Genomic DNA, 20783 nt, shown 5'->3' on the forward strand with positions numbered 1-20783 from the left:
GCCTTTTTTCTCTCAAAATCAGGATTTGTAGGAATTCCATTTATGGTTTTATGGTTGGTCGCCAAGTTTTCTATAATCTTTTGGTAAAGCTTGCTTGTGTACTTATCTCGGTCTTTTCTTTTAGTAGAAAGAAGCAGTTCTAAAAGTGCTCGAGAATTAAAGGGAGACATGACCTCTAAACCTTCTTTGGAATTTTCTGTTTTTGATCAAGCGGCCCAATTGCTCATTTTCTCTTCCCAATAAAACATATCTAGCATGTTATAGCCAAAAGTTTCAAATAGGCGTTGGTTTTTGGTCAACCATTGGTCATATTGAACTGTTACAAAATTGTTGGTGGAAAAACCATTAAGAACAGCAAGTTTTATTCCAGAAACTGGCTTAATGTAATTGAAAAAATTTCTAGCTACCTCGCTTATGTTTCCATTGATTATTACTTTGCCTGGAATGAATTCTTGATAGTCAGTTTTGAAAGAATTGTTTTTGTTTGAAGCGATATCAGTTGCTCCATCTTCAATAACATGTAGTTTTTTGTTGAACAAATGAGTTAACTTTTTGGCTATTTGAATGTCATAATGGGATTCATTCATATTATCATGTTGGAAAACAAAATAATCACATTCCGTTGGTAAACTGGCAAGGAATAGTAATCGACTATCAAATCCTCCAGTAACAGGCAGAATGATGGGATGTCTGTTTGCAATAGCTTTAATATAACCTTTCAACATGAGTGCGGCTTTTTTGGCAACATCATCGATAGATTGAGGAGTTATTTTTGAAAAGGGGAAAAAACGAACCGTTTTTTTGTTCAGTAAATCCAGATAATGATTAGGGGACAAGTGATTTATAGATGGGTCTGGAGTTGTGGTCCCTATAAATAATTTCTTTGGATCATAAAGCTTGGAATTATAATAAACATGATTCTTTGGATGTTCCCATGTTGATGAAATGAAGTGTAATTCTGAAGCCAAATCACTATAGTCTTCAGAATAATAAACCTCTTTTTGGGCGCAACAGTCATTCAATACAATCAGGGATTCCTTTGTGGTATAAATCAGAATATATTCGCCATAAAAGGTATTAAGCATTTTAAAAAAGTCTTCCTTTGACTTCTGTTTTGCTAAAGTGTCCAATAATTCTTGATTGGATGCCTCTGTACGTATATAGTCAAAAATATTTCCTAACAGATGGATTGAAGTGCCTTTATATTCTGAAAAGGTATAATTCAGGTCATTGCTAAACTGTAAATAGTAATTATGGATGGAAACAATAGAGCAGTGTTGCTTCTGTTCTGGCTTGGTGGTCCTAAAAGTAAATTGCTTGTGGGTCATAGATGTTCAAACATGAGCAAAAATAGGCAATATCCCAAATTATCGGTAACTCTATAAATGGGGACTTTGGGAAGTTATTTTATTCAGCTTGATATTGTTTTCCCACCTTTTCCGGGTTTTTAAGATCAATCCAAAAAATGTCTGTGGGCTCCTCAGTTTCCATTTGCCCATTTTGGTTGCTGTCTTTTTTTGCAAAAACGTACATATAGTCATTGGCAGCATCATATTCCGAACTCATGACCGAATGTGTTTTCGGGATTAGTGTCGTTTTATTCTTTCCGTCCATGTCAAAATGATAGAGTCTTCTCAAGTCCTTCATATTTATAAAACCATCTTTGTTAGAGTCCTCATCATAAACTGATACCATGTAATAACCTCTTTTTACAGGCTCATAATTCAGAGTGTCTTTGGAAAAGGCGGGATAGTAAAGGGTTTTGATCAAAACAGGTTTGTCAAAAAGTTTGTTTTCAGTATTTGTCAAGTTGTTGTAATGGGAAACGTTCACAAAGTTATAACCGTAAATCGCTTCAAAACCTGGCATGAAGTTATTGTTCCAATTGTTCCCTTTTCTATCATCATCATTCCAAGTAGAATGATACAAATTGGAGCCCACAAAAGGTTTGTTTGTTTTTTTATTATAGTTCACTTTATAGATTGGAGTCAATCGGTGCTCATTGTTATAGGTCAAAAGCACATTTCTTGGTCTAGTTTCCAGTTTTAGAGAGTCCATGGGAAGTCCAACCACTTTTTGACCACTTTCATCTTCGGTGATATCACTTACTTGAAAGCCTTTTTTTTCAACATGATTATTAGAGCAACCTAGAAATAAAAGATTAAAGATCAAAAAAGGAAAAATGTACTTCATAATGCTATTTTAAATGTCCAATTAGTTTTTGGTTGATTTGTTTAGTTGTTGTTTCACCACTTCTTCAGATTCCCGTAAAACTTGCTTTACCTCTTCGAAGGTAGTGTCAGCGTGGTTGTTCCAATCCATAAGTCTATGGTTAATTACGCGACCGTTTTCATATTTCTCCAAGGTGAACCTCACAATTTGAAGACTGGGCCTTCTGTGGATGTATTCTCCAGAAACATCAATGGATGCTTTGAAAAGAGCACAAAACAAACTGTACTTGCCATTGGTTATGTCATCATCACATTGGCGGTCATCATGCTTGTTCCAAATGGCCGCATCCGAAAGTATGGAATCGGCTCGCTGAATTATTTTCAAATCCATGGAGTCAAATACAAGCTCCCTGTTTTCCATGTTCTCTTGGGCACTGGTCCAAGGAATTGTCAAAAAAGTAGCGATTAAAAATAAAAGAAGTCTCATAAGGTCTTTTAACAATGGCGTTTTTAAGGAGATCTTTACAAGCCCGCATGGGATTAAAGATAGCTAAAGAACCTCATTTTAAGCCATTTTGAAACGATTTATGTGAGAAAAGACCGTATTCGGCTCAACTATAATATTGTTTCAATGTTTTGTAGATGAGCTTTTTCTCTCCTTTCCATAAACCGTCGGTCAAAATCTCATAATATTGGTCTTCGTGGTTTATTTGTACACCTTTCCAGTTGGTTGTAATATCCATGGAATCTTCCGAAATACAGATAACCTTAGGTTCAGCCATACCAGGAAATCTCCATTTGATGCGTTGTTTGTCAAATTGAAAAAAGTATTTCTTGAAATTTCCAAAATTTAAGAACATTTGGATCACAAAAATAAAACCCATTAAAGGAAAATGTTCACCTATTCCTAATTCAGTCGTACGATCAAGAATGACTAACAAAATGAAAAGAAAACCAACTACTCCAATTGCAATTGATAGTTGTTTTCTCCGCTTAAACAATTTGACATGTTCCATTTTTGGTTTTTGCAGGCTAAAAATAATTAAAAATCCTACAAAAGCTAATACCTTGAATGAAAAGAACCAGAAATCACTCAAACCTCGTTCAAGTTTGGTTCGGATCAATAGGGCGTACTGGAATTAATTTTATTTAAATCTCATTAGGGCTTAGTGAAAAGTACATACTTGATTGCCAAATCACCAACAATAACTTGGGTAAAACTTACGCTTTTGAGGCTTGATGGTATGTTTTAATGCAAATAGTTAAAAAACATTACCTTTGCAGCTCAAAAATTTAATCTTTAACCTTAAACCATTGGTATAGCATGCAACTGTACAATAACTTAAGTGCTAAAGAAAGAGCGAAACTAATTGAGGAAGCGGGTCAAGACCGGCTTACCATCTCTTTCTACACATACGCCAAAATTGGCAATCCAGAATTATTTAGGAACCATATGTTTCTAGCTTGGGACCAACTAGATGTCCTAGGAAGAATCTATGTGGCCCACGAAGGTATAAATGCCCAATTATCAGTGCCAGCCATAAATTTTGATGCCTTTAAATCCCATTTGGATACCATCACCTTTTTAAAGGATGTGCGCCTTAATATCGCCATAGAACATGACAACTTTGCCTTTTTAAAATTGAAAGTCAAAGTGCGTGATAAAATTGTAGCCGATGGTTTAAATGACGCAACCTTTGATGTGACTGATATTGGGGTGCATGTCAATGCCGAAAGATTCAATGAGCTTATTGAAGACCCAAACACGGTGTTGGTAGATATGCGTAACCACTATGAAAGCGAAATAGGGCATTTCAAAAATGCAGTAACTCCAGATGTGGATACCTTTAGGGAGTCTTTACCTATCATAGAAAACGATTTAAAAGATCACAAAGAAGATAAAAACTTGGTCATGTATTGCACTGGAGGAATCCGTTGTGAAAAGGCCAGTGCCTATTACAAACATCGTGGATTTCAAAACGTGTTTCAGTTGGAAGGAGGGATCATTAACTATGTGAGACAAGTGAACGCTCAAGGACTGGAGAACAAATTCATAGGAAAGAATTTTGTTTTTGATGAAAGACGCTCCGAGCGCATTTCAGAAGATATTATCGCTCAGTGTCATCAGTGCGGGAAACCAGCTGATACCCATACCAATTGTGCCAATGAAGCCTGCCACCTGCTTTTTATTCAGTGTGATGAATGTAAAGAAAAGATGGAGAATTGCTGTTCAACCAATTGTCAGGAAATCATCCATTTACCTTATGAGGAGCAAAAGGCTTTGAGAAAAGGGCAGGGAAATAGCAATGATATATTCAAAAAAGGAAGAGCAGATCACCTACCTTTTAAGCAAGACTTGCGAAACATATTCGAAGTATTACAACCCAATGTATTAAAAGACTAAGTTATGCAGCAGATAGAATTAATGGCGCCGGCGGGTAATTTTGAATCTTTACAGGCAGCCTTGGACAATGGGGCCAATTCAGTATACTTTGGAGTCGAGCAACTCAATATGAGGGCAAGGGCTTCTATTAACTTTACTTTAGACGACCTCCCTGAAATATCCAGAAGATGTCAAGAAAAAGGAGTTAGAACCTACCTTACCTTGAATACCATTATCTATGACCATGATTTGTCAATTGTAAAGACTCTTGTCAAAAAGGCCAAAGAGGCAAATATTACGGCGGTTATTGCTATGGACCAGGCGGTGATAGCTATGGCTCGCGAACATCAAATGGAGGTGCATATTTCTACGCAAATCAATATTACCAATATTGAAACGGTAAAGTTTTATGCCATGTTTGCTGATACTATGGTACTGAGTAGAGAGCTAAGTTTAAGGCAGGTCAAAAAGATTACCGAACAGATTGAAAAGGAACAGATCAAAGGACCTTCTGGGCGTTTGGTGGAAATTGAAATTTTTGGTCATGGTGCTTTGTGTATGGCGGTGTCTGGTAAATGTTACTTGAGTTTACATTCTCATAATTCTTCAGCAAATAGAGGGGCTTGTAAACAGAATTGTAGAAAAAAATATACAGTTATTGACCAAGAGTCTGGATTTGAAATGGAGATAGATAATGAGTACATCATGTCTCCAAAAGATCTGTGTACCATTGATTTTCTAGAAGAAGTCGTGGATGCTGGAATCAAGGTTTTAAAAATTGAAGGTAGGGGAAGAGCTCCAGAATATGTGGCTCAGGTTATAAAATGTTATCGTGAAGCTATTGATAGTATAGAAGAAGGAACCTATAGTAAAGAAAAAGTGATCGGTTGGATGCAAGAATTGGAAAAAGTATACAATCGAGGTTTCTGGAGTGGTTATTACCTAGGTCAAAAACTTGGGGAATGGAGTAAAGGTTCTGGGTCTCATGCTACCCAAAAGAAAGTATATATAGGGAAAGGAGTTCATTATTATCCCAAAACAAGCATTGCCGAATTTAAAATCGAGGCCTATGATTTGTCACTTGGAGATACCATTTTAATAACGGGTCCGACCACGGGTTCTAAAGAAATAACGGTAGACACCATGTTGGTTAATGATGAACAACTTGAAAAAGGAGGAAAAGGCGATTCAGTGACTATTCCAATTCCTTTTAGAGTGCGCCCTTCTGACAAACTCTACAAAATTGTAGAAAATAAAGTGGAAGCTTAATGGTTGTAGTTACCCTACAAAGAAATAAATGCATAGGATGTAATTACTGTGTGGAATTAGCGCCAGAACAATTTCAAATGTCTAAAAAAGATGGGAAGTCAGTACTTCTAAGAAGTCAAGAAAAGAAAGGATTCTTTACTTTGAAGTCACCAGACCATACTATTTTTGAACCGTGTGATCAAGCCGCAAAGGCGTGTCCCGTTAAAATAATTTCGGTCAAAAACGTTTAATAGGTAAACCCTACTACGTCGAATGAATATTTACAAGCTTTTACAACTTAATAGAAAAATAAAGAGCCACCGGGTTAAATTCATGGGACTCTATTTATTGCATAAGTTGAACAAGCGGTATTTAGCGGTTAATCTTGACCCTGTTTTAGCATGTAATCTCAGATGTAAAATGTGCTATTTTACAGATGCTGATTATGTAAAAACTCTCAAAGGTCAGTTTAAAGAAGAAGAGTTGGAGCAAGTGGCTAAAGCCATTTTTAAGAGAGCATTAAAGCTTCAGATAGGTTGTGGTACAGAACCAACTTTGTATAAAAATCTGCCAAAGATTGTCGCATTGGGAAAGCAATATCAGGTACCTTATATTTCCATAACTACCAATGCCAATTTATTGACCGAAGATAGTATCAAGGAACTATTGGATGCCGGTTTAAATGAATTTACCATTTCTCTTCATGGGGTTACTAAAGAAAGCTATGAAGGGTTTATGAAAAAGGCAAACTATGAGAAATTTCATGAGGCGTTTAAAGCATTTGCCAAGTTAAAGAAGAGCTATGATTTTAAGGTGAGAATCAATTATACCTTCAATAAGGATAATTTTCATGAGTTAACGCACCTATTTAAGCATTTTGATGGGCAGAGTTTTGATGTACTTCAAATTAGACCCATTCAAAAAATTGGAAATACAGAATATCAAGAATTTGACCTAGATGTTTTACGGAAGGACTATCCCAATATCATAGGCCAAATAAGAACCAATTGCAAAGCAAATAATATTGTTTTGTTGGCGCCAGACCAAATTCCAAACAAGGAATCAATCAATGATTCCAGTCTTATTTTTGATTATACTTTTTGCTATGTATCCCCTCAAAAGTTTTGGAAAAATGGGTTTCAATGGCGAGAGGAAAGTTTTAACGAGTATTCAAAAAAAATAGGCTGGGAAAAGCAATTGTTTTCCAATATCTTCAAGTCTAAAAAGACCTTAAAATCGCTTTCTAACAGACTAAATTACGAGGTGGATTTCAATTAGAAAAATAGGTTTTTTATCTCATTAGAATAATCTTATCTTTACATCTTGAACAATTTTTATTAATCGTCTTCTGAAATAGGGTTTATCTCGTTCAGAATCAATATATATACAGTATTTATGGGATGTGGAAGTTGCGCGACTGGAAAAAACGGTCAGCCAAAGGGGTGTAAGAATAATGGTACGTGTGGAACGGACAGTTGTAATAAATTAACTGTTTTCGATTGGCTTTCTAATATGTCTCTGCCCAATGGGGAAAAACCTTATGATTGGGTTGAGGTGCGTTTTAAAAATGGAAGAAAACACTATTATATAAATAACGAAAATTTATCGCTTTCAATTGGTGATGTCGTTGCTACTCAAGCCCAATCTGGTCATGATGTAGGGATGGTTACGCTTACTGGTGAATTAGTAAGAGTACAGATCAAAAGGAAGAAATTTGACACTAAGACCGATGTTCTAAAGATCTATAGAAAAGCCTCTCAAAAGGATATAGATATATGGACAGAATGTCGAGAAAAGGAGGAGAAAATGAAAGTGAAAGCCCGTCAGTTTGCAATAGACTTGGGCTTGGAAATGAAAATTTCAGATATAGAATATCAAGGGGATGCTAGTAAGGCTACCTTTTATTATACCGCAGAAGATCGCGTCGATTTTCGTGAATTAATCAAACTGTTCGCCAAAGAATTCAGGACTAGAATTGAAATGAAACAAGTTGGGTTTCGTCAGGAGGCCGCCAGACTTGGTGGTATTGGTTCTTGTGGCAGGGAATTATGTTGTTCTACATGGTTAACCGACTTCAGATCGGTAAGTACTTCGGCGGCGAGATACCAACAACTTTCTTTAAATCCTCAAAAGTTGGCAGGCCAATGTGGAAAGCTGAAATGTTGTCTTAATTATGAATTGGATACCTATCTGGATGCTCTTAAAGATTTTCCTAAAACAGATGCCAAATTAGTTACTGAAAAGGGAACCGCAGTTTGTCAAAAGACGGATATTTTTAAAGGCTTTCTATGGTATGCCTATGAAGGGGAGTATGCCAATTGGCACAAACTTACCCAAGATCAAGCCAATGAAATATTGGAATTGAACAAACAAAAGAAGAAAGTAGCGAGTCTTGAAGAATATGCTGCAGACTTGGTTGAAGATACTAAAAATGAGTTTGAGAACGTTGTAGGACAAGATAGTTTAACTCGTTTTGATACGCCTAAGCGAAGTAGAAAGCGCAATAACAAGAGAAAGAGCAATAACAATAGCAAAGGCAGCAACACTAAGAATAATAGTAACAAAGGGAATAACAATAACAAAAGAGGAAGAAAACCCCAAAACAAAAAATCGAATGCAAAATAGGCTGTTCCTCCTACTTATTTTAACTATTAGTTTGGTTTCTTGCGATTCCAAAAGGGTTTATGATACTTATCATTCCTTACCAAATAAATGGCATAAGGACTCGATCATTAGTTTTAAAATTAATCCTCCAGATACGATCCAACCCTATAATTTATTCGTAAATCTTAGAAATACGAATGATTACCCCTTCAAAAACTTGTTTTTAATTGTGGAGATGGATTTTCCTCATGGGAAAAAGGTAACGGATACTTTGGAATATGAAATGGCTAAAGCAGATGGATCCTTGCTAGGAACTGGATTTTCAGACATTAAAGAGAATAAGTTGTGGTATAAAGAAGGTGTTGTTTTTAAGGAGTCTGGGGAGTATACCCTGAAGGTACAACAGGCTATGAGGGAGAATGGAGAAGTAGATGGTGTTGAAAACTTGAAAGGAGTTACAGATGTAGGTTTCCGAATCGAAAAAATAGAACAAAACTAATTGGCTATGGCAAAGAAAAAACAAACCAAGAAATCCAGTACCAATAGTGATTTCGGTAAATTTATCCGCTGGTTCTGGGGATTATTTCTCGGAGGAATTCTGTTTGTCGTCCTTCTTTTTTTATTGGCATCTTGGGGAGTTTTTGGAGAAATGCCAGACCATACAGTATTAGAAAATCCTAAAACCAATTTGGCGACCGAAGTTATTTCTTCTGATGGGAAAACACTGGGTAAATATTATTTTAACGATAACCGAACTCCAGTAGGTTTTGATGATCTTCCAAAGCATTTAGTTGATGCTTTAGTCGCTACTGAAGATGCTCGATTTTATAGCCACTCTGGAATAGATGCACGTGGAACTTTAAGAGCCTTTTTAACCTTAGGAAAAGGAGGTGGAGCAAGTACGATATCTCAGCAATTGGCCAAACAATTGTTTCATGGCGAAGGATCCCAAAATATCGTAGAACGAATTCTTCAAAAATTTAAAGAATGGATTATCGCCATTCGTTTGGAGCGCCAGTATACCAAAGAAGAAATCATAGCCATGTATTTTAATATTTATGATTTTGGGAATAATGCTGATGGTATTCGTTCGGCATCAAGAATTTATTTCAATAAGGAGCCTAGAGACTTAGAAGTCAAGGAATCTGCTATGTTGGTTGGGATGTTTAAGAATTCTTCTCTGTATAATCCAAGGAGAAACCCTGTTGGAACGACAAATCGAAGAAATGTGGTTCTGAATCAGATGTACAAATATGATTTCATCCAAGAAACAGTTAAGGACTCTTTAAAAGATTTGGATCTTGATTTGAATTATTCTCCTGAGTCACACCGTGAGGGAATTGCTACGTATTTTAGAATGTACTTGAGGGATTTCTTAAAGGATTGGATAAAAGATAACCCTAAACCTGATGGATCTAAGTACAACCTTTATAACGATGGCTTAAAAGTTTACACTACCATCGATTCTAGAATGCAAGCCTATGCCGAGGAAGCGGTTCAAAAGCACATGGCTAGACTTCAGGCCGAATTTGATCATCAAAACACTCCAGACAGGAATCCTACCGCTCCGTTTTTAGAGTTAACTAAAGATGAGATTGATGGTTTGATGAAGCGTGGAATAAGGCAATCCGAAAGGTGGAGGCACATGAAGTATGACCTTAAAAAGGAGGATAAGGAAATATTGGAATCCTTTAACACACCTACCCAAATGACCGTTTTTTCATGGAAAGGTGAAATAGATACAATCATGAAACCTTTGGATTCCATGAGATATTACAAATCATTCCTTCAGCCAGGTATGATGTCTATGGATCCCCAAACAGGTCACATAAAAGTTTGGGTTGGAGGTATGAACTATAAACACTTTCAGTACGATCACGTTAAACAAGGTAGAAGGCAGGTTGGTTCTACGTTCAAGCCATTTGTATATGCTACGGCTATCGATCAATTGCATTTGTCTCCATGCGATGAGCTGCCTAATACCCAAATAACTATTGAAGCTGGAAAGTACGGTTTGATAGAGCCATGGACGCCAAAAAACTCAGATGGAAGCTATGGAGGAGACTTAACTTTAAAGAGTGCTTTAGCAAATTCGGTTAATACCATTACTGCTAGATTGATAGATAAGGTTGGGCCACAACCCGTGGTGGATTTGGCCAAAAAATTAGGTGTGGAAGCAGAGATCCCACCAGTACCTTCTATCGCTTTAGGAACAGCTGACTTAAGTGTATATGAAATGGTGGCTGCCTATGCTACTTTCGCTAATAAAGGGGTTTATAACAAACCAGTCATGGTAACCCATATCGAAGATAAAAATGGGACCATCTTATATCAATTCAAACCAGAAACAAGAGATGTACTAAGTGAGGAGGCAGCATATGTAACCGTTAATTTAATGGAAGGTGTTACTCAATATGGTTCAGGGCAAAGGTTACGCAGCAATTGGGCAACCAATGTGGCGGTTTATAAAGAAATCATAACAGGTTATCCTTATGAATTTGACAACCCTATAGCTGGTAAAACGGGAACAACCCAAAATCAAAGTGATGGTTGGTTTATGGGAATGGTTCCAAACTTGGTCACAGGGGTCTGGGTTGGTGCTGAAGACCGTGCTGCACACTTTAGAACGATTACTTACGGTCAGGGAGCCTCAATGGCACTTCCTATTTGGGGACAGTTTATGAAAAGCTGTTATAATGACGAAGAACTGGAGGTCTCTAAGGCGGATTTTGAACGCCCAGAAGAATTAACTATTGCAGTTGATTGTGATGATAGTACTTCTTCGGAAGAAACGATTCCAGAGGAAGAAAAGCCCGATGCTCTAGATATCTTTTAACTATTTCTAAAAGTAGTTTAGATAAATTTTTTAGTCGATTGTTTATCCTTGGATAGATTATCGACTAGATGTGTTATTTTTTACCCTATAAAAATAGTTTCTATTCATGGTGCCTTCTGAAAAGAATAGGCTTTCAGATTTTTTTTGTTCAAAAAGGATTTAAATTCATAGACCATTGTTTTGCGAATTCGCCAATAGTCAAGGGGTGAATTTTAATATTTCTCTGTTTTCCTCGCGGTTATTTTCGTATTTTTCAAACCATAAATTACAAATACAAACAATCAACAAAAATGATTTTAAAAAAGGTATCTAATGTACAGGAAGCATTAGAAGGTATAACCGATAATATGACCTTGATGTTAGGTGGATTTGGTCTGTGTGGTATACCTGAAAATGCCATTGCTGAACTAGTAAAATTAAATGTTAATGGTCTGACTTGTATTTCCAATAATGCAGGGGTAGATGATTTTGGTTTGGGATTGCTGTTGCAAAAGCGTCAAATAAAGAAAATGGTTTCTTCTTATGTAGGAGAAAATGATGAATTTGAAAGACAAATGCTAAGTGGCGAGCTTGAAGTAGAGTTGATCCCACAAGGTACTTTGGCAGAACGATGCAGAGCAGCTCAATCTGGATTTCCTGCATTTTATACGCCTGCGGGATATGGAACCGAAGTAGCCATAGGTAAAGAAACGAGAGAATTTAATGGTAAAATGTATGTTTTAGAGGAAGCCTTTAAGGCAGATTTTGCCTTTGTAAAAGCTTGGAAGGGTGACGAAGCAGGAAACCTTATATTCAAGGGGACGGCGAGAAACTTTAATCCAGCCATGTGTGGAGCCGCCAAAATTACGGTAGCTGAGGTGGAAGAGTTATTGCCGGTTGGTAGTTTAGATCCCAATCAAATTCATATTCCGGGAATATTTGTACAACGCATATTCCAAGGTGAGACCTATGAAAAACGAATTGAACAAAGAACAGTAAGACAAAGAAATTAGGTATGTTAGATAAAAACGGAATAGCAAAACGAATTGCTCAAGAAGTTAAAGATGGATACTATGTGAATTTGGGAATTGGAATTCCAACCTTGGTAGCCAATTTTGTTCGTGATGATATTGAAGTCGAATTTCAAAGTGAAAATGGGGTGTTAGGTATGGGACCTTTCCCTTTTGAAGGCGATGAAGATGCCGATATCATTAACGCTGGAAAGCAAACCATAACAACGCTTCCTGGTGCTAGTTTCTTTGATTCAGCCATGAGCTTTTCGATGATTAGAGGAAAGCATGTAGACCTAACTATTTTGGGAGCCATGGAGGTTGCCGAAAATGGAGATATAGCCAATTGGAAAATACCTGGTAAAATGGTAAAAGGTATGGGCGGAGCCATGGACTTGGTAGCTAGTGCCGAAAATATCATTGTGGCCATGATGCATACGAATAAGGCTGGAGAATCTAAGTTATTAAAGAGTTGTACATTGCCTTTGACAGGAGTTGGTTGTGTTACCAAAATTGTAACCAATTTAGCTGTTATTGAAATAAAGGATGGCGCATTCCATCTCTTGGAACGCGCTCCTGGAGTATCAGTGGAAGATATTCAAAATGCCACTGAAGGGACTTTAATCGTTGATGGCGAAGTTCCTGAAATGAATATTTAAGTTCTAATTATCACCAAAAGTTACGATCAGGCCTAAATGTATTTGGGCCTGATTGATTTTATTAAAGTAATCTTCCCAGGTTTTGTGGGTGTCGATGTTAAAACTAACATTATTGTAATTACCTCCAACATACACCGAAAAATGGTCAATTAAATTAAAAGTCACATTTAGACCCGCATAAAAAATCATTCCGTAGAAGCTGTTAGAGTCCTCATTCAATGCATTTAGATTTAAATTAAAATTTTGACGCACTTGAACTGCTCCCAAACCTACATAGGGTTCAAGAGAGATGGGTTTTGTGATATCCCATTGGTATAGAATTTTACCATATGCTGAATGGTAATGAGTTCTATTAATATTTCCTATGGTAGCAACGTTGGTGACGTCATATCTCATATAGTCAAATCCAAACCCCAATTTGAAATTGTAATATTCGATAGTATTTAGTTGAAATCCTACTCCCGCCAATTTGGGCTCATGACCATCTGAAAGGAAGTTATTCCCATAATTAAAATGGTGTAATGTGTAAAAATACATTTGGGGTTTCACAGATAAACCTTTGGATTCGGTTGATTGACTTTCGTTTTGGTCCGCGGTTTCTTGAGCTTTAATGAAGGTTGAATAACCTATTAAAATTAGGATAAATAGAATCTTTTTCATCTTAGTAGGTAATAGTATATGGGGTTTCTTCTTCATTTCCAACGATTATTTGTTCATCAAAACCAGTGGTTTGGCCTGAACTATTTGTCACTTCATAGTGTAGGTCTAGAATTTGGTTTTTAGCAACAGTTTTAGAGTACATGTCATAATAATATTCTGAGTATTCGGTTTCCAACGGGTTTACCCAAACGGTTAAATCTGCTAATAGGCCATCAAGTTCCATTTTTGTTATGGTATTTTCTGGGTTTATCTGATTTAAAGCGATTTGCAACTGAGTGATATCGTCATTCTCAATAAGGGTGACATTATCCAATGGGAAGTAGTAATTTTTTATATCAGACTCCCAAATGTTGACGTAAGCTTTTTGACGGTATTGAGAGTTTCCTAGAACTCTAACTTCAAACTCTCTTTCGTTGGTAGGTTTCGGAATGACCATTTCAAAACTACCATCTTCTGAAGAAGTTGTGTAGCTAATAAGATCGGTATCATGGGAATTATAGATCCATAATTCAATGGTTTGATTCTTGATGGGTTGGTTGTTTCTGTCTGTGATATGTCCTTCAAACACATATCGGGTGGAAATATCATATTGGATCTCACAACTACATAGAAAACCCATTATGAAAAGTAGAAGTAATTTTTTCATGTAAGCAATTTTTGACTTAAAGTTAAGGAAATAAACGAGATAGAAAACTCAGCTTAAAACAAAATTTAATGTAAGAAAAAACATATTTTTTAACTAAATATGTTAAAAAAAGATGTATTTTATCGAATATTATAGCTTTTAAGCTGATTTTAAAAGAAAATTATTCCATATTAGCAGTCCCAATCAAAACCAAGAATTAACCAACTAAAAATAAAAAATTAACAACTAAGATTTTAAGATGCCCCAAATCTAAAACCGTAGTTAAAGAGCCCCAAATTTACTAAACTAACCTATTATGAATGTTGCCTCAAATCTACCTGAACGACCTACTTCTAGTTATGAGATGAGACTATTCATGAACTACAACAGAACGATAAGATTTGTTAAAAGTCTTTGGTATCTGGCCAAGAAAATATTCATGCTATAATCCTTTGGGTATAGCATGAATTAATTTTTTGGTGTATTCTTTTTTTGGATGCCCATAAACCTTATCAGCATCACCCATCTCTTCAATTTTTCCTTGATTCATGACAATTAATTGGTCAGACATGTATTTCACCACCGATAAGTCATGGGAAATAAAAATGTAGGTAAATCCAAAATTATCTTTCAAGTCATTTAATAGATTAAGAACTTGTGCCTGCACCGATATATCAAGCGCAGAAACAGATTCGTCACAAATAACCAATTTAGGTTCTAATGCGATGGCCCTGGCAATTCCCACGCGTTGTCTTTGCCCGCCAGAAAATTCATGTGGATATTTATAAAACGATTCAGAATTTAAGCCTACTCTATCCAACAATGTCATGACTTTTTCCTTTCTGTTTTTATCAGAAGAGCCAATATGATGGACTTTCATGGGCTCCATAATAGCTTTACCAATGGGAATTCTTGGGTTTAAGGAAGCAAACGGGTCCTGAAAGATTACTTGAATGTCTTTTCTTAATCGCCTTAACGACTTTCTGTTTAATTTTGTGATGTCAGTACCTTTATAGAATATTTGACCAGCGGTGGGTGTATCCAACATTAAAATGGCATTTGATAAAGTAGATTTACCACAACCGGACTCCCCAACCAGTCCTAAGGTTTCGCCTTCATACAACCTAAAGCTAACATCGTTTACAGCCTTAAAAAAAGTGGGTTTTTCAAACCATCCGGCTTGGGATACATACTCCTTCTCTACATTGTTCACTTCAAGAATAGGAGCTTGCGAATAGAGCTTTTGATGTTTTTTATGGCGGTCTTCCAGGGTAATGACATCCTTGTTAGTGGTGTTATTTATGAAATCCTGGATGGTAGGTAGTTTTTTGAGTCTGACATCCAAAGCGGGTTTTGAGTTTATAAGTGCTTTGGTATAAGTTTCCTTTGGGGCTAGAAAAATGTCTTTAACAGGGCCTTGTTCTACTATTTGACCTTGATACATGACTAGAATTCGATCTGAAATTTCGGAAACCAAGGATAAATCATGCGAAATAAAAATAATGCTCATCCCTTCGGTGGCTTGAAGATGTTTCAACAAAAGGATAATTTCTTTTTGAACGGTTACATCCAAAGCGGTGGTTGGCTCATCAGCGACTAAAATTTTAGGGTTGCAGGCAATGGCCATCGCAATCATAACCCGTTGTTTTTGTCCGCCTGAAATCTCATGTGGATAGGCTTTATATACCCTTTCTGGGTTTGGTAATTTTACTTTCTCAAAGAGTTCTAAGGTTTTCTGCTTCCCATCCTTTTGGCTTAATGGGGTATGTTGTAAAAGAATTTCAATAACCTGTTCACCGCATCGCATGGATGGATTTAAGGAGCTCATGGGTTCTTGAAAAATCATGGCAATTTCATTGCCTCTCAAAGCTTGAAATTCCTTATCCGATAAATGAGTAAGGTCTTGCCCCTTAAAGTATATGGAGCCTTTGGTGATTTTAGAAATTCCTTTGGGCAGTAAACCCAAAAGAGCTAATGAAGAAACTGATTTCCCAGAACCAGATTCACCTACAACCCCTAAAATTTCATTTTCAAAAAGTTGATAGGAAATACCATGAATGATTTCTTTTTCCTTTTGATTGGAAACAAAAGAAACATGTAGGTCTGTAATGTCTAATAATTTGTTTTTCATCCTTAAATATGGATAATTTCGTCATCCAGAAGCAGGTCATCTCCACGTAATCTCAGGAAAATTTGAGCCACGGCAATGGTATCTCTTTCGCAGTATTTGATTATTCTGTCAATATCACCATCTTCATAATAGACTTTATAAACTTCACTGCCATCAATATCTTCCTTAGGTGACGGAATGCCCAAAACATTAGTCAATAACTTCAAGGAGGTGTAGTTTTTATAATCACCAAATTTCCAAAGTTCTAAGGTATCCAAATGAGGCACTTCCCAAGGTTTTTTGCCAAACAGATTCAATTTATAAGGAAGTTCTATATTGTGGATTATCATGCGTCGGGCAATATATGGAAAATCAAATTCCTTCCCATTATGGGCACATAGTAAATGTTTGGTTTGACTAAAGTGGGAAATGATGAGGTTTTTAAAATCTTTTAATAGTTTCGGTTCCTCACCATAAAAGCTGGTAACTCTAAAGGTTTTTACGTCATTTTTAAGATTGAAATAGCCAACGGAGATACAAATGATTTTGCCAAATTCTGCCCAAATACCAGCTCGGTCGTAAAATTCATCGGGAGAATAGTCATCACCTCTTTGGTATCTGGATTTGGCGTCCCACAATTCCTGTTTTGTTTCATCCAAATCATTGAAATGTTCTGTTTCGGGAACCGTTTCAATATCTAAAAAAAGGATGTTTTCAAGATTAATTTTAGAGATCATATCCTAACATTTTGTAAGCTTCTTCAATATAGGTGCTGATATCATCAGTAAATACCGCAACGGCATTTCCCGCGCCTTTAGAATGACCCAAACGAACAATAATAATGTTGTCCTCAGGCTCTACAATAACATACTGTCCCAAATGACCCCGCATCATGAAAAAGGATTTGTCTCCTATAGTTTTTAACCACCATCCATAACCATATTGTGGACTGGATGAAAATCTGGGGGTCACACATTTGGCTATAAAAGCTGAATCTAAAATCTGCTTTCCATTCCAATTGCCATAATCTTTATATAGCTTTCCTAATTTTGCAAAATCTTTGGCATCACTAGCAATACAACAATAGGCTTTAACAAAATCATGTTCTTCACTATCAACTTGCCATGGAGCATCCAGTTCACATCCTAAGGGCTTCCATAACTCTTCAGAAAGATAATTATATAGTTTTTTACCGGTGGCTCGCTCTAAAACAAGAGCTAGCAATTGAGTATCTCCACTGGCATATTTAAACTGTTGGCCAGGTTCTTGAACCACTTTCAACCCTTTAATGACCTCTTTTAAATTGTCGTCAAAATAGGCTCTGGTGGTGATTGAAAATGGCGAATAATAGGCTTCATCCCAATTGGTTCCAGAGGACATACTGGATAAGTCGCCAACCGTCATTTTTGCTGCCATTCCCTCACAAAATTCAGGGAGGAAATCACAAACAGGTTGATCCAGTCCTTTAATATATCCTTGCATAATGGCTTTTCCAAGTAAAGCGGTAACATAACTTTTTGCCATGGAAAAGGAATTGGATTTGGAGCCTTCGCCAAACCCATCATTATATGTTTCAAACCAAATGCTGTCATTTTTAATAATCACATAAGCTATTGTACCTAACTCTTGGTTAGTCTGAGTCAATTTATCGGTTATGGTAGCCAAGTTGAAGTCCTTGTGATAGGGCCAGGGTATGGGATTTCCTGCTTCAATGAATTTGTTGTCAAATTCTTTGTAATCCTCTAAATAAGCAGTGGTATGGCCTTTTAAATAAATGGTTCTTACGGCCTTGATGAGGTAGTCTGTGTTAGTGATATAAAGAAGAATGATTAGTAGTCCTAGGACAATAACTAACCATTTGGCAAGGGGCTTTAAAAATTTCATATAGTTAATTTAGATGTAACTAAATATAACCAAAAAATTAAAATAGTGTTTCTTGTTTATACGGACTTTCATGTTCCAAAAGCCATTGTTTTCTGTGTAATCCACCTGCATAACCTGTAAGACTGCCATCACTACCTATAATTCTGTGGCAAGGAACAACAATCCATAGGGGGTTTTTACCATTGGCATTGGCAACAGCTCGGATGGCTTTTTCATCTCCTAAGTTGCGAGATAGTTCAAGGTAGCTTTTGGTTTTTCCGTAGGGTACTTTTTGTAATTCGGTCCAAACTTTCTTTTGAAAAGTTGTTCCTGCTGGATTCAAGTTTAATTGGAATTCCGTCCTGCTACCCTCAAAATATTCTTGTAATTGACGAGAGCATTCTTCAAGAGATTGTGGGATGGCTTTTGATATGCTCGCTTCATTATTCAAAATAGAAATCTTGGAAACACCCAAATGGTCCCCTTCAATTTTAGTGCAACCTAAAGGGGTATGGATGATACAGAAATCCATTATTCTTTTGGTTTTTGTTCTTCTATCAGACCCAAACGTTTAGCTCGGGTTTCCCAACTTCTTCTAGCTAATAGCTGAAGGTCTGCGATGCTATCACTCTCGTCCATAATTTCCATGCCCAAAAGCGTTTCAATTACATCTTCCATAGTTACCAAACCACTTACAGAGCCATATTCATCAACTACTAAAGCCATATGGTTTTTACTCTCTACAAGTTGCTCGAATAATTTTGGGATGGGCATGCTACGATTTATAATGATAATGGTCCTTTTAATATCTGATAGTAGTTTGTCCCCATTTCCAAAGGCCATTTCCCTAAAGATTTCATCCTTTAATACCAAACCGGTAATGTTGTCTGTATCATCGGTATAAACAGGAATTCTTGAAAAGCGAATATTGGAATTTCTATCGAAAAAATCTTTAATGGTTGTTGTTTCATTTTCAATTTTCATGACCGTTCTTGGGGTCATGATATCCTTTGCCAAAACATCCTTAAAAGTCAACATGTTTTTAATCACCTTGCTTTCAGATTCTAGGAACACACCTTTTTCTTCTGCCAAATTGGTCATGGCATGAAAATCTTCTCGGCTGAAAACACTTCCATGATGTCCCTTTCCACCAATAAGTTTAGTGGTTAATTGTAATACCCATAAAATTCCAGTCCATTTTAAAGGGAAAATTAAGATGGTTAGAGCTTTTGAAGTGAAATTTGCCAAAGATTTCCAATAGGTGGCGCCAATGGTTTTAGGTATGATTTCTGAGGCAATTAAAATTAATAGGGTCATGGCCGCCGATACAACTCCTACCGTATTAATTCCAAACAATTCTATTTTATAAGGTAGTTTCTCTGCTTGAATTCCTACCATCATAGCACCCAGCGTATGGGCAATGGTATTTAACGTAAGAATAGAAATAAGAGGTTTATCAACGTCTTTTTTTAAGTTTTCCAATATTGTAGCATAATGTTTACCTTCTTGTTTTTTGACTGTAATGAAGGTGGGGGTAACACTTAAAAGTACGGCTTCCAGAATGGAACACATAAAGGAAAAGAAGATGGAGATAAAGGCCCAGAAAAATAGTGCGCTCATGTTTTGGTTATGGGTTTGTACGAAGTTACGAAATCAATTTCACAACATCCTTAGCAAAATAGCTAGCAATAATATCTGCCCCTGCTCTTTTGATCGCATAAGTTTGTTCAAGGATAACGGCATCATGGTCTAGCCAACCTTTTTCTGCTGCTGCTTTAATCATGGCATATTCCCCAGAAACTTGATAAACAGCCAGTGGGACATCTACTTCATTTTTAATATCGCGTACTATGTCCAGATAGCATAATCCTGGTTTAACCATAACAATATCAGCTCCCTCTTCAATGTCCAGTTCGGTTTCCCTAATCGCCTCAAAGCGATTGGCATAATCCATTTGATATGTTTTTTTGTCCTTAGGAATGTTTTTTAAATCCACTGGTGCTGAATCCAAAGCGTCTCTAAATGGGCCGTAAAATGCAGATGCATATTTAGCGGAATAAGCCATGATACCCGTATTGAAAAAACCTTCGTCTTCAAAGGCTTCACGAATGGATAAAATACGACCATCCATCATATCACTGGGAGCTACAAAATCAGCGCCCGCTTCCGCATGAGAAAGACTCATTTCAGTTAAAAGATCAACAGTTTCATCATTTAGGATCAGACCATTTTCCACGATGCCATCATGGCCATAGATGGAATATGGATCCAGGGCAACATCGGTCATAACAATCATTTCTGGACAAGCATCCTTGACAGTTTTAATGGCCTTTTGCATGAGCCCATTGGGGTTGATGGCTTCGGTTCCTTTGTTGTCTTTTAGTTGGTCAGGTACTTTTACAAACAATAAAACAGATTTCAATCCCATGCGCCATAATTCCTTAACCTCTAGTTCTAAAAGGTCTAGACTTAATCTGAAATAGTTGGGCATGGAAGCAATTTCCTCCTTGACATTTTTCCCTTCTACCACAAATAGGGGTACTAAAAAATCGTTAGGAGAAATTTGCGTTTCCCTTACCAAGGATCGGATGCTTTCGTTCGTTCTTAACCTTCTGTTGCGTTTTATAGGATACAT

Annotated in this window: 21 protein-coding genes; 9 read left to right on the forward strand and 12 right to left on the reverse strand. The window is 36.7% G+C overall.

The features are described 5' to 3' along the window. Nucleotides 1-206 precede the first annotated feature (206 nt). The 4 genes from LOK78_RS04700 to LOK78_RS04715 all read right to left on the reverse strand — a co-directional run bounded on the left by LOK78_RS04700 (nt 207) and on the right by LOK78_RS04715 (nt 3187). Nucleotides 207-1328: a hypothetical protein gene (locus LOK78_RS04700; RefSeq protein ID WP_232633992.1), complete on the reverse strand. Its 1122-nt coding sequence runs from the start codon at nt 1326-1328 to the stop codon at nt 207-209. A 79-nt stretch (nt 1329-1407) separates the two neighbouring features. Continuing rightward, nucleotides 1408-2193, reverse strand: coding sequence for a hypothetical protein (locus LOK78_RS04705; RefSeq protein ID WP_232633994.1), 786 nt, complete (start codon nt 2191-2193; stop codon nt 1408-1410). A 21-nt stretch (nt 2194-2214) separates the two neighbouring features. Next, a complete protein-coding gene (locus tag LOK78_RS04710; protein ID WP_232393598.1) occupies nt 2215-2658 on the reverse strand; it encodes a DUF6197 family protein in 444 nt (147 codons plus the stop codon). 124 nt (nt 2659-2782) lie between these two features. Further along, nucleotides 2783-3187: a hypothetical protein gene (locus tag LOK78_RS04715; RefSeq protein WP_232633995.1), complete on the reverse strand. Its 405-nt coding sequence runs from the start codon at nt 3185-3187 to the stop codon at nt 2783-2785. Nucleotides 3188-3495: 308 nt separating this feature from the next. Between LOK78_RS04715 and trhO the strand changes: the two genes are divergently transcribed. From trhO to LOK78_RS04760, 9 genes are all read left to right on the forward strand, one after another. Beyond that, on the forward strand, nt 3496-4575 hold the full coding sequence (gene trhO, locus LOK78_RS04720) for an oxygen-dependent tRNA uridine(34) hydroxylase TrhO (protein ID WP_232393595.1): 1080 nt from the start codon (nt 3496-3498) through the stop codon (nt 4573-4575). Nucleotides 4576-4578: 3 nt separating this feature from the next. Next, nucleotides 4579-5823, forward strand: a complete 1245-nt coding sequence (locus LOK78_RS04725) for a peptidase U32 family protein (RefSeq protein ID WP_232633997.1) — start codon at nt 4579-4581, stop codon at nt 5821-5823. Continuing rightward, on the forward strand, nt 5823-6053 hold the full coding sequence (locus LOK78_RS04730) for a ferredoxin (RefSeq protein WP_053970709.1): 231 nt from the start codon (nt 5823-5825) through the stop codon (nt 6051-6053). The genes LOK78_RS04725 and LOK78_RS04730 overlap by 1 nt, the downstream gene beginning before the upstream one ends. 82 nt (nt 6054-6135) lie before the next feature. Then, nucleotides 6136-7080: a radical SAM protein gene (locus LOK78_RS04735; protein WP_232633998.1), complete on the forward strand. Its 945-nt coding sequence runs from the start codon at nt 6136-6138 to the stop codon at nt 7078-7080. Nucleotides 7081-7197: 117 nt separating this feature from the next. Then, the gene (locus LOK78_RS04740) at nt 7198-8427 is read left to right on the forward strand and encodes a PSP1 domain-containing protein (RefSeq protein WP_232633999.1); all 1230 of its coding nucleotides are present in this window, start codon (nt 7198-7200) and stop codon (nt 8425-8427) included. Further along, nucleotides 8417-8905, forward strand: coding sequence for a gliding motility lipoprotein GldH (locus LOK78_RS04745; protein WP_166956648.1), 489 nt, complete (start codon nt 8417-8419; stop codon nt 8903-8905). Before LOK78_RS04740 ends, LOK78_RS04745 begins: the two co-directional genes overlap by 11 nt. A gap of 6 nt (nt 8906-8911) precedes the next feature. After that, complete coding sequence (locus tag LOK78_RS04750) at nt 8912-11242, forward strand: penicillin-binding protein 1A (RefSeq protein ID WP_232393589.1); 2331 nt, start codon at nt 8912-8914, stop codon at nt 11240-11242. Between the two features lie 290 nt (nt 11243-11532). Further along, a complete protein-coding gene (locus tag LOK78_RS04755) occupies nt 11533-12234 on the forward strand; it encodes a CoA transferase subunit A (protein ID WP_053970705.1) in 702 nt (233 codons plus the stop codon). Between the two features lie 2 nt (nt 12235-12236). Beyond that, a complete protein-coding gene (locus tag LOK78_RS04760) occupies nt 12237-12890 on the forward strand; it encodes a 3-oxoacid CoA-transferase subunit B (RefSeq protein WP_053970704.1) in 654 nt (217 codons plus the stop codon). 3 nt (nt 12891-12893) lie between these two features. Here the strand turns inward: LOK78_RS04760 and LOK78_RS04765 are convergent, their stop codons facing one another. The 8 genes from LOK78_RS04765 to hemB form a co-directional block, all read right to left on the reverse strand. Further along, nucleotides 12894-13550, reverse strand: coding sequence for an outer membrane protein (locus tag LOK78_RS04765; RefSeq protein ID WP_166956642.1), 657 nt, complete (start codon nt 13548-13550; stop codon nt 12894-12896). A 1-nt stretch (nt 13551) separates the two neighbouring features. Beyond that, on the reverse strand, nt 13552-14196 hold the full coding sequence (locus LOK78_RS04770; protein ID WP_232634000.1) for a hypothetical protein: 645 nt from the start codon (nt 14194-14196) through the stop codon (nt 13552-13554). 421 nt (nt 14197-14617) lie between these two features. Beyond that, nucleotides 14618-16306 carry an ABC transporter ATP-binding protein gene (locus tag LOK78_RS04775; protein ID WP_232634002.1) on the reverse strand — a complete coding sequence of 563 codons (1689 nt, stop codon included), beginning with the start codon at nt 16304-16306 and terminating at the stop codon, nt 14618-14620. A 2-nt stretch (nt 16307-16308) separates the two neighbouring features. Continuing rightward, nucleotides 16309-17022, reverse strand: coding sequence for a 3'-5' exonuclease (locus tag LOK78_RS04780; RefSeq protein WP_232634004.1), 714 nt, complete (start codon nt 17020-17022; stop codon nt 16309-16311). Next, the gene (locus LOK78_RS04785; protein ID WP_232634005.1) at nt 17012-18169 is read right to left on the reverse strand and encodes a serine hydrolase domain-containing protein; all 1158 of its coding nucleotides are present in this window, start codon (nt 18167-18169) and stop codon (nt 17012-17014) included. The genes LOK78_RS04780 and LOK78_RS04785 overlap by 11 nt, the downstream gene beginning before the upstream one ends. Nucleotides 18170-18206: 37 nt before the next feature. Next, nucleotides 18207-18680 (reverse strand): methylated-DNA--[protein]-cysteine S-methyltransferase, encoded by a 474-nt coding sequence (locus LOK78_RS04790; protein ID WP_232634006.1) that lies wholly within the window; start codon nt 18678-18680, stop codon nt 18207-18209. Next, the gene (locus tag LOK78_RS04795) at nt 18680-19768 is read right to left on the reverse strand and encodes a CNNM domain-containing protein (RefSeq protein ID WP_232634008.1); all 1089 of its coding nucleotides are present in this window, start codon (nt 19766-19768) and stop codon (nt 18680-18682) included. Before LOK78_RS04795 ends, LOK78_RS04790 begins: the two co-directional genes overlap by 1 nt. Nucleotides 19769-19793: 25 nt before the next feature. Beyond that, nucleotides 19794-20783 (reverse strand): porphobilinogen synthase, encoded by a 990-nt coding sequence (gene hemB / locus LOK78_RS04800; protein ID WP_232634010.1) that lies wholly within the window; start codon nt 20781-20783, stop codon nt 19794-19796.

Source organism: Mangrovimonas futianensis (genome assembly GCF_021245805.1).
Lineage (GTDB): Bacteria > Bacteroidota > Bacteroidia > Flavobacteriales > Flavobacteriaceae > Mangrovimonas > Mangrovimonas futianensis.

Excerpts from the sequence above, each read along its gene's own strand:
- LOK78_RS04700 (WP_232633992.1), bottom strand. The coding sequence starts at position 1,328 with ATGACCCACAAGCAATTTACTTTTAGGACCACCAAGCCAGAACAGAAG.
- LOK78_RS04705 (WP_232633994.1), bottom strand. The coding sequence starts at position 2,193 with ATGAAGTACATTTTTCCTTTTTTGATCTTTAATCTTTTATTTCTAGGT.
- LOK78_RS04710 (WP_232393598.1), bottom strand. The coding sequence starts at position 2,658 with ATGAGACTTCTTTTATTTTTAATCGCTACTTTTTTGACAATTCCTTGG.
- LOK78_RS04715 (WP_232633995.1), bottom strand. The coding sequence starts at position 3,187 with ATGGAACATGTCAAATTGTTTAAGCGGAGAAAACAACTATCAATTGCA.
- trhO (WP_232393595.1), top strand. The coding sequence starts at position 3,496 with ATGCAACTGTACAATAACTTAAGTGCTAAAGAAAGAGCGAAACTAATT.
- LOK78_RS04725 (WP_232633997.1), top strand. The coding sequence starts at position 4,579 with ATGCAGCAGATAGAATTAATGGCGCCGGCGGGTAATTTTGAATCTTTA.
- LOK78_RS04730 (WP_053970709.1), top strand. The coding sequence starts at position 5,823 with ATGGTTGTAGTTACCCTACAAAGAAATAAATGCATAGGATGTAATTAC.
- LOK78_RS04735 (WP_232633998.1), top strand. The coding sequence starts at position 6,136 with ATGGGACTCTATTTATTGCATAAGTTGAACAAGCGGTATTTAGCGGTT.
- LOK78_RS04740 (WP_232633999.1), top strand. The coding sequence starts at position 7,198 with ATGGGATGTGGAAGTTGCGCGACTGGAAAAAACGGTCAGCCAAAGGGG.
- LOK78_RS04745 (WP_166956648.1), top strand. The coding sequence starts at position 8,417 with ATGCAAAATAGGCTGTTCCTCCTACTTATTTTAACTATTAGTTTGGTT.
- LOK78_RS04750 (WP_232393589.1), top strand. The coding sequence starts at position 8,912 with ATGGCAAAGAAAAAACAAACCAAGAAATCCAGTACCAATAGTGATTTC.
- LOK78_RS04755 (WP_053970705.1), top strand. The coding sequence starts at position 11,533 with ATGATTTTAAAAAAGGTATCTAATGTACAGGAAGCATTAGAAGGTATA.
- LOK78_RS04760 (WP_053970704.1), top strand. The coding sequence starts at position 12,237 with ATGTTAGATAAAAACGGAATAGCAAAACGAATTGCTCAAGAAGTTAAA.
- LOK78_RS04765 (WP_166956642.1), bottom strand. The coding sequence starts at position 13,550 with ATGAAAAAGATTCTATTTATCCTAATTTTAATAGGTTATTCAACCTTC.
- LOK78_RS04770 (WP_232634000.1), bottom strand. The coding sequence starts at position 14,196 with ATGAAAAAATTACTTCTACTTTTCATAATGGGTTTTCTATGTAGTTGT.
- LOK78_RS04775 (WP_232634002.1), bottom strand. The coding sequence starts at position 16,306 with ATGAAAAACAAATTATTAGACATTACAGACCTACATGTTTCTTTTGTT.
- LOK78_RS04780 (WP_232634004.1), bottom strand. The coding sequence starts at position 17,022 with ATGATCTCTAAAATTAATCTTGAAAACATCCTTTTTTTAGATATTGAA.
- LOK78_RS04785 (WP_232634005.1), bottom strand. The coding sequence starts at position 18,169 with ATGAAATTTTTAAAGCCCCTTGCCAAATGGTTAGTTATTGTCCTAGGA.
- LOK78_RS04790 (WP_232634006.1), bottom strand. The coding sequence starts at position 18,680 with ATGGATTTCTGTATCATCCATACCCCTTTAGGTTGCACTAAAATTGAA.
- LOK78_RS04795 (WP_232634008.1), bottom strand. The coding sequence starts at position 19,768 with ATGAGCGCACTATTTTTCTGGGCCTTTATCTCCATCTTCTTTTCCTTT.
- hemB (WP_232634010.1), bottom strand. The coding sequence starts at position 20,783 with ATGTATCCTATAAAACGCAACAGAAGGTTAAGAACGAACGAAAGCATC.